This window comes from Chryseobacterium endophyticum (assembly GCF_056333165.1).
In genome coordinates this window covers 18,130-32,723 of record NZ_JBWGXE010000004.1, presented here as the reverse complement: position 1 = coordinate 32,723, position 14,594 = coordinate 18,130, and the positions used below count along the sequence as shown (strand labels likewise).

12 protein-coding genes are annotated in these 14,594 nt (G+C 37.0%); 7 read left to right on the top strand and 5 right to left on the bottom strand.

Going from position 1 to position 14,594, the window contains the following annotated elements:
* The 3 genes from AC0N32_RS10530 to AC0N32_RS10520 are packed head-to-tail and all read left to right on the top strand — an operon-like array spanning position 1 to position 2,414.
* Complete coding sequence (locus AC0N32_RS10530; protein ID WP_476393815.1) at positions 1 to 780, top strand: hypothetical protein; 780 nt, start codon at positions 1 to 3, stop codon at positions 778 to 780.
* Positions 781 to 792: 12 nt separating this feature from the next.
* Positions 793 to 1,164 (top strand): hypothetical protein, encoded by a 372-nt coding sequence (locus tag AC0N32_RS10525; RefSeq protein ID WP_476393814.1) that lies wholly within the window; start codon positions 793 to 795, stop codon positions 1,162 to 1,164.
* Positions 1,164 to 2,414, top strand: coding sequence for a hypothetical protein (locus AC0N32_RS10520; protein WP_476393813.1), 1,251 nt, complete (start codon positions 1,164 to 1,166; stop codon positions 2,412 to 2,414). The genes AC0N32_RS10525 and AC0N32_RS10520 overlap by 1 nt, the downstream gene beginning before the upstream one ends.
* A 98-nt stretch (positions 2,415 to 2,512) precedes the next feature.
* On the opposite strand, the gene AC0N32_RS10515 is transcribed toward AC0N32_RS10520, so the two are convergent.
* Positions 2,513 to 2,794 carry a helix-turn-helix domain-containing protein gene (locus AC0N32_RS10515; RefSeq protein WP_476393812.1) on the bottom strand — a complete coding sequence of 94 codons (282 nt, stop codon included), beginning with the start codon at positions 2,792 to 2,794 and terminating at the stop codon, positions 2,513 to 2,515.
* A 637-nt stretch (positions 2,795 to 3,431) separates the two neighbouring features.
* On the opposite strand from AC0N32_RS10515, the gene AC0N32_RS10510 reads away from it, so the two are divergent.
* The 3 genes from AC0N32_RS10510 to AC0N32_RS10500 are packed head-to-tail and all read left to right on the top strand — an operon-like array spanning position 3,432 to position 10,331.
* Positions 3,432 to 6,437, top strand: a complete 3,006-nt coding sequence (locus tag AC0N32_RS10510) for a SusC/RagA family TonB-linked outer membrane protein (RefSeq protein WP_476393811.1) — start codon at positions 3,432 to 3,434, stop codon at positions 6,435 to 6,437.
* Positions 6,438 to 6,448: 11 nt separating this feature from the next.
* A complete protein-coding gene (locus AC0N32_RS10505; protein ID WP_476393810.1) occupies positions 6,449 to 7,846 on the top strand; it encodes a RagB/SusD family nutrient uptake outer membrane protein in 1,398 nt (465 codons plus the stop codon).
* Positions 7,833 to 10,331, top strand: coding sequence for an alpha/beta hydrolase family protein (locus AC0N32_RS10500; RefSeq protein ID WP_476393809.1), 2,499 nt, complete (start codon positions 7,833 to 7,835; stop codon positions 10,329 to 10,331). The genes AC0N32_RS10505 and AC0N32_RS10500 overlap by 14 nt, the downstream gene beginning before the upstream one ends.
* 32 nt (positions 10,332 to 10,363) lie before the next feature.
* On the opposite strand, the gene AC0N32_RS10495 is transcribed toward AC0N32_RS10500, so the two are convergent.
* The 4 genes from AC0N32_RS10495 to AC0N32_RS10480 all read right to left on the bottom strand — a co-directional run bounded on the left by AC0N32_RS10495 (position 10,364) and on the right by AC0N32_RS10480 (position 12,588).
* Complete coding sequence (locus AC0N32_RS10495; protein WP_476393808.1) at positions 10,364 to 10,648, bottom strand: DUF6520 family protein; 285 nt, start codon at positions 10,646 to 10,648, stop codon at positions 10,364 to 10,366.
* 76 nt (positions 10,649 to 10,724) lie between these two features.
* Complete coding sequence (locus AC0N32_RS10490; protein WP_476393807.1) at positions 10,725 to 12,167, bottom strand: MauE/DoxX family redox-associated membrane protein; 1,443 nt, start codon at positions 12,165 to 12,167, stop codon at positions 10,725 to 10,727.
* A gap of 19 nt (positions 12,168 to 12,186) precedes the next feature.
* Positions 12,187 to 12,354 (bottom strand): hypothetical protein, encoded by a 168-nt coding sequence (locus tag AC0N32_RS10485; RefSeq protein WP_476393806.1) that lies wholly within the window; start codon positions 12,352 to 12,354, stop codon positions 12,187 to 12,189.
* Positions 12,355 to 12,369: 15 nt separating this feature from the next.
* Positions 12,370 to 12,588: a hypothetical protein gene (locus tag AC0N32_RS10480; RefSeq protein WP_476393805.1), complete on the bottom strand. Its 219-nt coding sequence runs from the start codon at positions 12,586 to 12,588 to the stop codon at positions 12,370 to 12,372.
* 279 nt (positions 12,589 to 12,867) lie between these two features.
* Between AC0N32_RS10480 and AC0N32_RS10475 the strand changes: the two genes are divergently transcribed.
* Positions 12,868 to 14,574 carry a helix-turn-helix domain-containing protein gene (locus AC0N32_RS10475; protein ID WP_476393804.1) on the top strand — a complete coding sequence of 569 codons (1,707 nt, stop codon included), beginning with the start codon at positions 12,868 to 12,870 and terminating at the stop codon, positions 14,572 to 14,574.
* Positions 14,575 to 14,594 lie beyond the last annotated feature (20 nt).

The following is a 14,594-nucleotide window of genomic DNA, read 5'->3' as shown; positions in this document are numbered from 1 at the left end:
ATGCATCAATTTTTACTATTAAAAACTCCCGTTTCTCACTCGATATTAAATGAAATAGATTTACTTTTATTTTACAATTTAGCAATTGTTTTTTTTATTGGTTGTATTTGTGGTACTACTGAAGTCTTAAGTAGATATAAAGAGTCAAGGTATATTTTTAAAAAAGGTATTTTGAGATGGGTTATTTTATATATTACATTTAATGGATTAGTTTCTATTATGGCTTTATTCTTTATAAAATATTTTAGAGGTCAGGAATCAGGATATTTATTTACTAAAATTGAAATAAATAATATATTAATAGCAGGATTTGGAGGAATGATGATTTTGAGAAGTTCTATCTTCAGTATAAATAATAATGGTAAAGAAGTTGCTATCGGACTTGAATCAATTGTTAAAACCTTCTTAGATTCCATTGAAAGACAGATTAAGAATATAATGGCAACTAAAAGATTAGAAGATTTAGACAAAATTATGAAAGGTTTAGATTTTGAAAAAATAAAAGACGAATTACCTCAACTTTGCATAGATTTTGTTGATAATTTTAAAAAAGTAGATTCAGAAGACATTCAAAATCACATTAGTAATATTGCTAATTACGATAATATAAGTAACTTTGGAAAGTGTTTATCTTTAGGACGAAAAATTGCAGAATACTGTGATACGGAAATAATAAAATCCATGATTGAAAAAAATAATGATTTTAAACTAGACGATAATGAAGATAATCTAGCTCTAAATCAGGATATTGAAGATTTACAAAATATATTAAGAAACTAAAATTTGTTCAAAATGGCAACGAATATAAAATATAATAACTTTATTGAAGACATTAAAGCAAATAATATTTCGTCTAATATTACTTTTTTAAAAACAATCACAGAATTAATAAAGAATGATTTAACTAAAATAAAAGGAAGTGATACTTCTAAATTGGTAGATATTATTGAACGAATAAATAATATGAATGACAAACAAATTATTGATGAATATATTTCCTTTGGCTATTATTTAAAATCAATTATGGCTCCTAACATTATAGATGAGAATAAAAATGTTTTAAAAAGCATCACGATTCAATATTTAGAAATTGCTAAATGGACTAAAGATACTAGAATTAAAAATTTAGGATTTGATATTGCAAAAGAATTAACGGCACATTAATGTTAGATTATAATTTTAGAGAAAGAGCAGATTCTAATATTATTTCGAATGCTTCTGATTACAATAGTGAACATAGATTTAGGTGGTATCCATATAAAGAAGGGTTTTCTAAATCTTTAGTACAAGAAGCAATTAATAGTATTAGATTAAATGGAGATGATTATATTCTAGATCCATTTAATGGAAATGGTACAGTTACTTTGACTTCGTCTCTTAACAATATTGCTTCAATTGGCATAGAATCAAATCCTTTCTCAGCATTTCTAGCAAAAACAAAAAGTGTAAATCTTTCAACCAATGAATTGGACAAAGATTTTAATAAACTCTTGAAAAATATAAAAAACGGTAAAGAGTCAAATTTGCTAAAATATTCGACATTTTCAGAGCATACAGGTAAGAAAAAGTGGTTATTTAATAGTGATGTTTTAAATGCTTTTGAAGGAGGTTGGCAATATGCTAGTAGAATTTGTGATCCTAATAAAAAGGGACTTTTGCAGTTATCTCTTATTTCTTCAGCAATTGAAAATTGTAATGCAGTAAAGGACGGTAAATGTTTAAAATACAAACAGGAAAGGATAAATAAAAAATTCTCAATTGAAAGCTTTACGAATTCCTTTGAGAATAAAATTAAATTAATTAGAGAAGATTTACGAGAATCCATTATAAACACAACCCCCAAAATAATAAATGGAGATTCTAGAAAAGTTTTAGATTCGATACCACCTTATAAATTATGTATAACATCACCACCATATTTAAATTCATTTGATTACACTGATATTTACAGACCTGAATTATTTTTAGGAAAATTTATAAATTCTAGTGAAGAACTGAAAAACTTAAGATATAATACTATTCGATCTCATAAACTTATTTATGATAATCAAATATCAGATAATATTTTGTTAGGGCAGTTGTTCGAAGCTGTTATTAATAGTCTTCCTGTGATAAAAATGGGTTGGAATAAAACTATTCCTCAGATGATAAAGGCATATTTTGAAGATATGAGTATCATATTATCAAAATTATATTCAAGATCAAAAAAAAATGGTGAATTATGGATAGTGATTGCTAATTCTGTTTATTTACATACTGAAATCCCAGTAGATCTAATTTTAGCTGAAATTGGATCATTACTTGGTTGGAAATTAAAGAAAATAGAAGTATTACGATATATATATAGAAGAAAAACAAAGTATTCAGGAGATCATACAAAATTACGTGAAAGTCTAATTGTGTTTGTGAAATAATTTACTATAATTCTTCTACAGCAATTAGAACTTCGGTAGTCGTTATTTATTATAAAGAAATTAGTCAAGCAAAATCCTAACTTTTAAGTTAGGATCTTTTATTTTTTAGGTGTGGCTTTTAATATATTGTTTTCTTTCATGTAAAATTCAAAATCAAATTTTAAAGAGAAAAGAATTTGAGGTTCAATTCCAGCAGCTAATGAGATTCTTATTAATGTTGAAAGCTTGGGAACATTCTCTTTATTAATCAATCGATAAACCTGTTTTCTATCTACGTTCGCTGCTGCTGCTAAGTCAGATATGTCAATATCCTTTTCCTCAATCACATTTTTTATATAATCAGAGATTGCAATAAAGTATTTATCTTCAATATATTTCATTAAATAAAAGTGACATATTTGTCAAATTTATCATTGACAAATATGTCACAGTCCGAAAAAAATACTATATTTGTAAAATAGGTTACAGAAAATGTAACTTTGCGATACTTCAACGAAATATTAGAAGCTATTGCTTAGAATCTCGCTTAGAAAACTGGTAATTTACGGAACGAGAGGATAAGTATTAAGCTCACGACCTAGGCGTGGGCTCTCTTATCTGTTCCAAGGCATACCAGTGCCCCTAAGCTGATAATGTAGAGTCTCATGCCGTTTTTTTCAATGCCGTCCACTCTTTTCTACATAACGAATCTAAGCCCGCTTCCTAAACATAGTATCAGATTACACGATACAATAGGAGGGTACAACCTATTGCGGCTTTAAAAAGCTTACACGGGACACAGATTCATTCATATTAAATTCTTTCCGATGCCTGGAAGTCACTGTTTACAGAACCTCACCAGTCCTTTTTCACACCAAAGGGCATCAAGAAAGTTTTATTAAAAAAGAATCAAAAAACTACTCAACTTAAAAATTCAGAAGAAAGAAAAAAGCCCCTTCCTGTCAGTCGCCTAAAACGTCAGGAAAGAGCGTAGTTCAGTAATTAATCTTTTAGAAAATTAAAAACCTTTACAAATCTATGAAAAATTCCTATTACGATATAGGAGGCATTTTCTTTGGCCTTATGTTGACCGCTGTAAGCATCAACACAAAAGCACAAACACGCAACATTTCCGGTACCGTTACCACATCTGGCAAAACTTTACAGGGAGTCATTATCTCCCAAGAAGGCAGTGACCAGGTAACCATGACCGCTAATAACGGAACCTATACCATACAGGTTTCAGCAGAAAATCCCATCCTATTGTTCAGACACCCTGATTACGTAGAAGAAAAAATCACACTCACCAATCAGACCGTCGTCAATATCAGCTTAGAACAAAAAGTAAAGGGAATCGAAGAAGTTATTCTCAACGCAGGCTACTACAAGGTCAGAGACAAGGAAAGCACCGGTAGTATCGCCAGAGTTTCAGCAAAAGACATCGAAAACCAGCCTGTCAATAACGTCCTTTCAGCTTTACAAGGACTTATGCCAGGTGTCAGTATTACACAGAATTCCAGTGTTCCCGGAGGAGGCTTTGATGTACAGATCAGGGGAAGAAACAGTTTAAGAAGCTATGCAACGACAGGGTATGACGGCAACAAGCCATTGTATATTGTCGATGGGGTACCCTTACCTCAAGTCAATGATTTCAACACGGGGATGGCCAGTACGATATTGCCGTACAGCGAATCCAATCCTTTAAATTCGATCAATCCCGATGATATCGAAGCCCTGGAAGTATTGAAAGATGCAGATGCCACGGCCATCTATGGCAGCAAAGGGGCCAACGGCGTTATCCTGATCACTACCAAAAAAGGCAAAAAAGAAAGAACAGAAGTCAATCTGAGAACAAGTTATGGCATCGGCGAAATGACCAACCTGCCCAAGATGATGAATCTTGAAGAATATACCGCCATGCGTAGAATAGCCTTTAAAAATGATGGCGTTGCCGTTCCTGCCAATGCATATGATATTAATGGCGTATGGAATCCCAGTAAATATACAGACTGGCAGAAATACTTTGTTGGCAACCGGGCTGAGTATTCAGACGTACAGGTCGGCGTATCGGGTGGAAGTGGCAGTACACAGTTTTCCGTGACCGGCGGTCACAACGAAGAGACTACTGTGTTCCCCGGCAGTTACCACTACAAAAGAAACAATCTTGCGGTTAGCCTCAATCACACCAGTGAAGACCGTAAATTCCAGATTGCTTTCAACGGCACAGGTTCTTTGCAAAGCAATATCCTGCCGCCTACGGATTTTAATCTGGTCTATGCTGCACTGGCACCCAATGCGCCTGACCTTTATATGCCCAATGGTATGATCAACTGGGAAAACAGTACGTTTACCAATCCCATGGGTCCCGCTACGCAGACCTATTCGGTCAGCACAAAAACTTTAAATGCGAATATTAATATAAGCTATAACATTGGGAAAGGGTTTACCGTAAACGTAAACAGTGGTTACAGTACCTACAATACCAATGACCAGAAGATTTTTCCCAAGACAACGTATAACCCGTCCAGCAATATTGGCAGCAGCAACTCTTCTATAAGAAAAGGCCAGCGACTGAATCAGAGCTGGATAGTGGAACCTCAGCTGAACTATGAGAAAAAATTGGAGAAACACCAGTTTTCAGCATTGCTGGGGGCGTCATTGCAGGAGCAGAAATCTGATAACCTTGTATTATTAGGAAGAGGTTTCCCTTCCGACGATATGCTGACCAATATCGGTGCGGCCGCCACTGTTACAATTCCAAGCACAAGCGAATCATTATACCGCTATCAGGCGATTTACGCCCGGTTTAATTATGGCTTCAACAAAAAATACTTTGTGAACCTGACGGGAAGGCGGGACGGTTCAAGCCGGTTCGGCTCCGACAGGAGATATGCCAACTTCGGAGCGGTTGGTGCCGCATGGCTATTTTCCGAAGAATGTTTCTTAAAAAACAGATCATGGCTCAGTTTCGGGAAACTCAGAACCAGTTATGGGGTTGCCGGGAATGACCAGATCGGAGACTACCAGTATTATGATACCTACCAGTCCACCGGCGGTTCTTACGGCGGTTCTTCAGGCATCGTGCCCCAGCGTCTTTACAACAGGAATTTTGGCTGGGAGATTACCAAAAAGTTTGAAGCGGCAGTGGAGTTGGGGCTGTTCAAGCAGCGGCTGAATTTAAATGTGGGGTATTACCACAATATCAGTTCCAACCAACTCATCGGGATTCCGATGCCGGGAACAGTCGGGTTTACTACGATCCAGGCTAATCTGGATGCTACGGTAAGAAACAGGGGGCTTGAAGTATCCTTACAGACGGTCAATATTCAAAACAAGGAGTGGAAATGGAGCACGAACTTCAATATCACAGTCCCTGAAAATAAGCTGCTTGAGTTTCCGAATCTTGATAAATCCACCTATGCCAGCCGGTTCGAAGTAGGCAAGTCGACTTCGATGGTCAAACTCTACCAGTATGCAGGCATCAATCCCGTGACAGGATTGTACACTTTCTCTGACGCTAATGGCGACGGTATATTCAACAGTGCAGACCGTATCATCAGTAAAGAAATCAGGGAATATTGGTATGGAGGGTTGCAGAACAGCATCCAGTATAAAAACTGGAGCTTTGACCTTCTTCTTCAATTTGTCAAGCAGAGTCAGTACAATATCAACTCAGTCTACGGTAATATTGGCTACATGTCGAATATGCCTGCGGTATTTACCGATTACTGGACTCCCGAAAATCCTCATGCGCAATTTCAAACGCCCAGTGCCGGATTCAATCCGGCTGCTGCTACAGCGAGTTCACTATTTAACAGCAGTGACGCAACGGTTTCTGATATGTTGACGGTACGGGTAAAAAATGCAACATTGACATATTCCATCCCCGCCAATGAAAAAACGAGGATGAGAGCCAAGGTATTTATGAGCGGACAGAATCTGTTTGTATTCTCCGACTATAAGGATGGCAATCCTGAATTCACAGTGGCCGGCTACAGCAGCCCGCTGCGCGTTATCAGTTTCGGACTTTCATTAACCTATTAAGAAATATTATCATGCAAATTAAGTATAAAAAAAATATCATTTTGGTAAACATCATCATGTCGGCGTTTCTGATGTTAAATAGCTGCGACCGCTTTACGGATGTCGGCCTACCAAAGAGCCAGATCACGAGGGATCTGGTATTTAAAGACGATGAACTGGCAAAATCCGCTATGGCGGCTGTTTACCGATCAGTTTACGAAACCGGATTTATAGCAGGCGGACCATCGGGAGCGCAAATACTCTTTGGCACCTATGCAGATGAGTTGCAATCCTATGCCAATGCAACCAGCGATGCCACCATTTTCTATCAGTTAAGTCATCTGGCCAGTACTACTAAAATCAACAGTTTGTGGACAACGACGTACAGTCAGCTATACAATATTAATTCAATTATCGATGGGGTGGAAAATTCTGAAAATCTAAGCCTGGAGGTAAAAAACCGTCTAAAAGGAGAAGCTCTTTTCATGCGCGCCCTCCTGCATATGTACCTGGTTCAGAGCTACGGGTCGGTTCCCTATGTGAATACCACCAGCTACGAAGTCAATCAAAGCATCGGGAAAAGCGATATCACTTCGGTATATGGCCTTTGCAAAGCCGATTTGCAGGCAGCGGTCAACCTGCTGCCTGCCACTTTACCCGCGGGCAGCAGGATTTATCCGACGAAGATGGCTGCGTACACGGTATTGGCGCGCATTGCATACTATGAAAAAAATTGGGAAGAGGCCGTCCAGTATTCCTCGATGGTCATTGGCAATACATTGTATAAAATGGAAACGGATTTAAATAAAGTATTTTTAAAAGACAGTACCGGAAGTATCTTTCAGCTGTTGCCCTTCAATTCAACTTCAAGTACTTCCCAGGGAAATGCTTTTATTTTGAATACAGCACCACCGACCAACGTAGCCCTACGCCAGGATTTTGTTAATGAATTTGAGTCCGGTGACGGACGCAAGGCGGCATGGATTGGCCAAAAAAGCGATTCGCAAGGCAAAATGTATTACTATCCCTACAAATACAAACAATACTCGACAAGTACCAGTTCAACGGAATATTCTGTAGTGCTCAGAATAGAGGAGCTCTATCTGATCAGGGCAGAAGCGTACATTCAAAAGAATCAAAATGATTTAGCAGTCAATGACCTTAACAAAATCAGGAACAGAGCCGGTTTGCCATCGTTAGCAAACACTACCGATCAAAGCTTTCTGAACAATGCTGTCATAGAAGAACGTAGATCCGAACTCTTTACTGAATTTGGGCACCGCTTTTATGACCTGCGCCATCATAATGTATTAAATCAGGTAATGATCACAAAAAAAGCAAACTGGAAACCCTATTTCAGACTTCTGCCGTTACCTGAAAAAGAATTGCTTCTCAATCCCAATTTAAATCCACAAAATGAAGGCTATTAGAATGTATATTGTAGGATCTTTGCTACTCAGTGTGCATGTATTTTCTCAGAATATTGACAGTCTGCAAAATGTTTACAGAACATACTACGAAACAAAACTTTTAAAAACCAGCTCTGATGGGCGCAATGTCGTTCTAAACCATCACAATACGTATGGAAAAGATGAAGATGAACTCATTGATCTAAATAGCAATAAGATTACACCATTGAAGAAGCACGATCTCTATCAATTTCTTGATGAGGATATACTTTTCATGCGAAATAAGGATCAGTGTCGCTTTCTAAATTTTAAGACCGGTCAGTATAAAGATGTAAACGGTCATTTTATCGCAACTGTCTCTAAGCCTTATCAAAAAGTGGTATTATATGACAGGAATTCGAAAATCCTGATGACCATTTCTAAAGACGCAAAAATATTATGGAAGGAAGAGAATATCAGCCAATATCAGTTGAATGATCAATCCGGCGAATTGATCTATATTTCGGATCATCAATTGGGCATAATAGATCTAAAGGATCAGAAGTTGAGATCTATTAGACTTGATAAAAACGTTCAATGGATATCGAATACAGGAAATGATATTCACTGTGCAGATATCCAAAAATCAATGATAACGCTTTACCGTGTGGATAGGTCATTCAATAAGCTGACTCAACAGCTCATCACAAGTCCGGAAGGTTTTGAATTTGTACAGACCTTAGGTGGATATTTTGAGATAAGAGAAGATGAGCATTTCCTGCTTCCAATGTACTTAAAAAGAAAGGTCACTGATAAGGTAGATTTAGAGTTAAAGATCACTTATTCTAATAAAAACAGCATGAATGAGAGCTTAAATCGATATTTGGGCATCTACAATGTTAAGGAAAAGCAGTGGGAATATATACCGGATGTGGGGATTCAACTTCCGGTTTACCAATTTCTGAATGATAAAGGTGATTTTATTGTGTACGAACAAGGCACTGATATAGTTGAAGCGGATCCCAATGCAGTTCTTGATTTGAAATTGGTTTTGGACTACGGAAAAAAATCTCATCGTCTACCCGCGAAAAGATCGGATCAGGGAAATTATTTTTGGGATCGCGAAAGGAATCAATTCATCTACTTTGATCAGAAAAAATGGATGAGCTATAATCTGACAAGAGGAAATGTACAAGAACTTATGCCATCCCATACGACCGGATGGGAGAGCGGCGGACATAACGGCTTAGGCAACAGTCCTGAAACCAAACCCATTCGAGTGAAAAATCAACCCATCATCCTGCTTTCCAATCAATTTGACTATTTTACCCTTGACCTCCGAACACATGAAGTAAAAAGAATTACGAAAGGAGAGGAGGATAGTATAAAATATAAATTAATGAATGTAAAAGATCAAAATCCACCGTCTTCCTGGAGTGTAAAATACATTGAAATTAATCTGCAAGAAGATCTGATTTTTAAGATGTTCAACGAGGTAAATTATCGTTCAGGATTTGCAAGGTATTCTGCAAAGAATGATGAAACCATAATTTATAAGCAAAAAAATTATAAAGAAATATTACCCTATGAAAAAGGACTGTTGTTTACTTCTGACTTTGCATTAGAACCTTTCAAATTGACAAGATTTGAAAACGGTAAATACAAGGTTATTTATCAAGCGCTTCGTGTGGAAAGTAAAGATTTAAAAAAGGTGAAGTACAAAATTTTCCAGTATAGAACATCTTATGGTTTGTCCAATGCTGCTGTACTCTTTCCGGTGGGATATGATAAAAATAAAAAGTACCCTATGATTGTCAACATTTATGAAAAACAGTCACGTGATCTGCTTTATTTTATGCCACCCTATTTAACGTCAACCGTAGGATTCAATTACCTGCATTACCTGTTAAATGGATATATCGTCCTTCTCCCAGATCTACAGTATGACACCGGTAATGTTAAAAACAGCATGCTTACATCTCTGGAAAAAAGCATTGATTCCGTCAAAATATTAGCCTCCCTTGATGATCATAATATTGGTGTTGTGGGCTTGTCATACGGCGGTTATGAAACGGGTCTTGCCTTAGGCAATTCAAAATATTTTAAAACCGGGGTTGCTGGCGTTATGGTTTCCGATCTGGTCAGTCTGGCTTTGAGCAATTCAGAAATCAATACTACGCCCAACTACATGAGGGTGGAGAATCAGCAGTTCAGAATGAACAGTAACGTTTTCGATGATTGGAAAAACTATTGGGAACATTCACCGATCTATTATTTAAAAAGTGTGGAGGCTCCGGTGTTGATATGGACTGGTTTAAAAGATAAAAATGTTCCGCCTTCGCAGTCTAAAATGTTTTTTCTCGGGCTGAAAAGACTGCAGAAAAAAGCAGTGTTGCTTGAGTATATAAATGAAACGCATAATATGATGAACCTTGCAAACCAATTGGATCTCAATGTTAAAATATGGCAATGGTTCGATTATCACTTAAAAAATAAATCTCCGGCCGCCTGGATTACTCCTTTATAAAACTGGAAAAGCTCCCTCTCGGGAGCTCTTTTTTAATTACCTAATTTGTATAATTCAACATTAGCCGTTTCCGGATGGTCGACTTCCTCTCCAGCGGTTCCAAAAACCTGCTGGCCTGTTGGTAGGCCATTGAGTGTACAGATGACATCAAAGTCATCACTGCACATAATGCTTCTGTCCCATTGATTGGTTGCGCTATTAAAAATATAGCCTTGTCTGGCAGCTAATTTATTGCTGCTGCTTTTCGCTTCCTGGGTAGCGAATGCAGTTCCTGTTCCTATCAGAATCAAAACTGCGGGTAAAATGAAATTTCTCATTGTAATAAAATTTGATGTTATGCCTACTCTAGATCAACAGGTTTTCGGCATTCCCTGTTCTGTCGGCCAACAGATATTATTTAAATGTATACCTTGTAATTTTTTTACCAGACAGTACATAGAAATAATGTTTTGTAGATAATATCCCTCTGATCTTATCATGCTCCGTATTCCTGATATAAAAACTGTAGAGATATCGTTTCGTTGGATTATGATAGACGTCGATGATATAGTTGTTTTTGGACACTTTCCTTGATTCATTTCTGCCCCTCATAATGGATACATTATAAAACTTATTATCATATACAGTTTGGACCTTGTTGATGACGCTTGGAGAGCTCACTAATTTTTGTTGTCCGTTCTTAAGGTTTTGGGTTTCAATGGGCATATGAGACAATGAATCAATCATTCTTTTCCTTTGAATATTTCGAAAATTAAAATCCGCTGTCATCATCTCGCTACGGTAGTAATGGGTATAAATAATTTTTCTGCTTTGATGATCCAGAGTCAAGTCCCCATCGGTGTCAAAAACGCCGTCCATCTTTTTCTGTAATGCATCCGGAAAAATTTGATACTCCTTCGTTGCAGTATTCAAAATGCCCAGTTCACTTTCTTTTGTTTTGACGAGCATCGTTTTAAATACATATTTTTGTGGTTCAAGCATATAGAACCTCGAAAAATAAAGTCGATTAATACCGGTCTCATACGCCATTAAAGAAGGGAGCTTTCCTTCAAAAATTACCGGCACCTTTCCATCAGAGACGCTGAAGTATGGATAGAGGACATTAATACTAACACTGACAAAATCATACTTATAATTATTCAATCTGATCGTGTCCAGTTTAATAGCATTGAATTCAGGTGTTATGGTTGAAAGAAGGAGTGGTGTTTTATGGTTTGCTAAAAACAGGGAATCACCATAACTACCTGCAAAATAATAGTTATTCATAGGAAACTTCAATATCTGATATTGCATTGTTAACGGTTCTTTTATACTCCTTTTAAAATCCCCTTTGTTATCATCAACATTGATATCATATACCAACACCACTGACACTATTGGCAGGACTGTAATCAATGCAAGCCGGCTCATTAACTTTACTGTGTTTGCAGCGTAACTAATCATAATTGCTACGATCAGTAAGAGAACACAGCATAGATTAAAAATGAGGTGTTGATTCCAATCCATTTTCTCAAGTATACCTCCGCAGGAGCAGGGAATAGAATCACTGTAATTTAATATCAGGAAAATGTAAATCGTAAACGCTGACATGATACCAAGAGATGCATAAAGCCCTCTCAGACGAAATTTTTGGATGACTAAAAGATAGACAATTAAAAGTTCAACAATAATGACGAGCAATGAAACGACGCCTGCATACGCCCCAAGCATAGGTGACTGCGCTAATTGTACCTGGAAATTCTCAAATTCCAACAGTTTACTTACACTTGCATACATAAACAACAGGATAAAAAAATAAGAGACAGCTTTGACAAAAATGGGCTTAAAAGATTTCATTGCTTTGTTTTTATTTAATTTAACAGATCTGAATCAGCCTCCATTTGATCTTCATTCCGCAGTAGTCAGGCATGGGCGCTCCTTTAAATAGGGTAACCGTTGTTCTGAAATTCCCCATACTCTCCCAGATGCCGCTTTCCGGACATGGTAAGCCTGAGGCAGCTGATATGGAGGTACGAGGAATCATAGGTCATAGAATTGCTTAATTTTTATTCGTAATCCTCCAGTTATCGCCATCTCTGACCGGCGGATCGGGATCCACTATTTCCTCTGATGATTTTGCAGAGTCTTTTTTCATGATCGATATTTTCAGATCCTCATATGATCTGTCATCACGTATGAGATCTTCATCTCGGTTTGCACAGTTTTGCAAGCTCATTGCAGCGATTGCTATACTAAAAATTGGGATTAACTTTTTCATTGTAATTTGTTTTGATTTGGTTATCCCGACGTCGGATTGAATTAGAATTCTTAGGCCAAAGTTATAGGCCCTGGAGACGGAAAAAAACTGTCCTGTGGGGCAATTTTAAAATAGATACGTCTCAATTTTAAAATTGTACCATTGCGAGAAAGCCTACAGAGGCTTATTGATCATTGGTAACAGGATTTTATGTATTGAATGGTCTTCGGTGGCTTCCAAAGGCATTTCTTATGATCAAAATTCGTATTTTTGAGATGGTGAGGTTCTAATAATCAGTATATGAAAAAGTTAAATTACTTTCTCGTCCTGCTTTCTGCCTATTCACAATTATTTTTTTCCCAGCAAAAGGAAGTACGGACTTTCAGAGAGATCAGAAGCAATTACGAAAAAATGACCATCGATGATGAGCGGGCAATGCCTTTTGTAAGAGCCTATATTCAAAAAGCAAAATCTGAAAACAACATTTCCCAACTGATTCAGGGCTACAGGGACGGAAGGCAGTTTGATTATAAAAGCAAGATGAAATATGCTGACAGTGCTTTGGCAGTCAGTATTAAGTACGGTAACAACGATGACATCAGCAAAGACTACCTCAGCAAAGGTATTATCTACTATTTTTACCAGAAAAAATATAAGCTGGCCTTAAACCAGTACATAAAAGCCTATGAATTCTCAAAAGGTTCAGATGACCAATACCAGCATTATAAGGTCATTTACCATCTAGGAGTCGTCAAAGCACATTTGGGATATTACGACGAAGCATTAGAGCATTTTCAGGACTGTTCCCAATTTTATGAAAAGGCCATGAACCAAAAAGGTCTGCACGAAAACCTACAATTCAACAACAAGAAAGCTTATCTTAATTCACTTCATCAAATGACCGTTGCCAACCGGTACTTGAAAAATGTCTCGACTAGTGACAGTCTGAACAAATTGGGATATAAACTGACTGCAGGTGACCGGGATTTTCTATTGGAGAACAGCTATTTTCTAAAATGTTTAGGGATCTCAAAATTTTTGAAGAATGATTATGAGGGTGCGGCTTCGGATTTAAACAGGGCATTACCTGAGATCTTGAAAAGAAACGACTTTGCGTGGGTTTCCGTCATCTACTATTACCTTGGAAAGATCTCAGAGGCTAAAAATCAGGAAGAAGTAGTGATCGGCTATTACAGTAAAATTGATTCAATCTTTGTCAAAGAAGGATTTATCCTACCGGAAGTTTATAAAAGTTACAATTATCTCATTAGCTATTATAAAAACAAGGACCTCGACAAACAATTGTATTATACTGAGCAGCTTCTGAAGGCGGACAGTATGATCAGCAAAGATTATCCATATTTGTCCGGAAAACTTCACAGGGAGTATGACCGCAAGTCACTCATTGAGCAAAAAGAAAACATTGAGAAGGCAGGTAAGAAAAAAATAAGGATCGCCCAGTTCCTGATCTTGTCGAGTACGCTTACCATTATATTTTTTGTAATCCGATTCCAGAAGGACCGCAAAATAAAAAAACAATACGATCTACTTCAAAAAAAAATTAAAGAAGGTTCTTACGGTATTCCCGATACTGTAGAGGAACAACCTCACGAATATTCCTCAAGAAAAACTTTTCTGACGCCTGAAGTAACAATTGAAATTGAAGAGAAGTTAAAAAAGTTCGAGAAAGAACTGCAATTTACCAAGAAAGGCATTACCCAAAACAGCATTGCTGCCAAACTTAATACAAACGCAAATTATCTATCCATCTATATCAATGAGAATAAAGGCATGAATTTCACCAGGTATATTGCAGAACTCAGAATCAAGTATATAACAAACCTTTTAAATACCAATACCAAATACCTCAACTACACCATAGAAGCCTTGGCAGAAGAATGTGGTATTGCAGCGCGTCAGAATTTTTCCAATCTTTTTTATGATATTAACGGCATCCGTCCAACAGATTACATCAAAAAGCGGAAAAAAGAATTGAGAATCGGCTGAATGGACCTTCAGTAAACGTT

Excerpts from the sequence above, each read along its gene's own strand:
- AC0N32_RS10530 (WP_476393815.1), top strand. The coding sequence starts at position 1 with ATGCATCAATTTTTACTATTAAAAACTCCCGTTTCTCACTCGATATTA.
- AC0N32_RS10525 (WP_476393814.1), top strand. The coding sequence starts at position 793 with ATGGCAACGAATATAAAATATAATAACTTTATTGAAGACATTAAAGCA.
- AC0N32_RS10520 (WP_476393813.1), top strand. The coding sequence starts at position 1,164 with ATGTTAGATTATAATTTTAGAGAAAGAGCAGATTCTAATATTATTTCG.
- AC0N32_RS10515 (WP_476393812.1), bottom strand. The coding sequence starts at position 2,794 with ATGAAATATATTGAAGATAAATACTTTATTGCAATCTCTGATTATATA.
- AC0N32_RS10510 (WP_476393811.1), top strand. The coding sequence starts at position 3,432 with ATGAAAAATTCCTATTACGATATAGGAGGCATTTTCTTTGGCCTTATG.
- AC0N32_RS10505 (WP_476393810.1), top strand. The coding sequence starts at position 6,449 with ATGCAAATTAAGTATAAAAAAAATATCATTTTGGTAAACATCATCATG.
- AC0N32_RS10500 (WP_476393809.1), top strand. The coding sequence starts at position 7,833 with ATGAAGGCTATTAGAATGTATATTGTAGGATCTTTGCTACTCAGTGTG.
- AC0N32_RS10495 (WP_476393808.1), bottom strand. The coding sequence starts at position 10,648 with ATGAGAAATTTCATTTTACCCGCAGTTTTGATTCTGATAGGAACAGGA.
- AC0N32_RS10490 (WP_476393807.1), bottom strand. The coding sequence starts at position 12,167 with ATGAAATCTTTTAAGCCCATTTTTGTCAAAGCTGTCTCTTATTTTTTT.
- AC0N32_RS10485 (WP_476393806.1), bottom strand. The coding sequence starts at position 12,354 with ATGATTCCTCGTACCTCCATATCAGCTGCCTCAGGCTTACCATGTCCG.
- AC0N32_RS10480 (WP_476393805.1), bottom strand. The coding sequence starts at position 12,588 with ATGAAAAAGTTAATCCCAATTTTTAGTATAGCAATCGCTGCAATGAGC.
- AC0N32_RS10475 (WP_476393804.1), top strand. The coding sequence starts at position 12,868 with ATGAAAAAGTTAAATTACTTTCTCGTCCTGCTTTCTGCCTATTCACAA.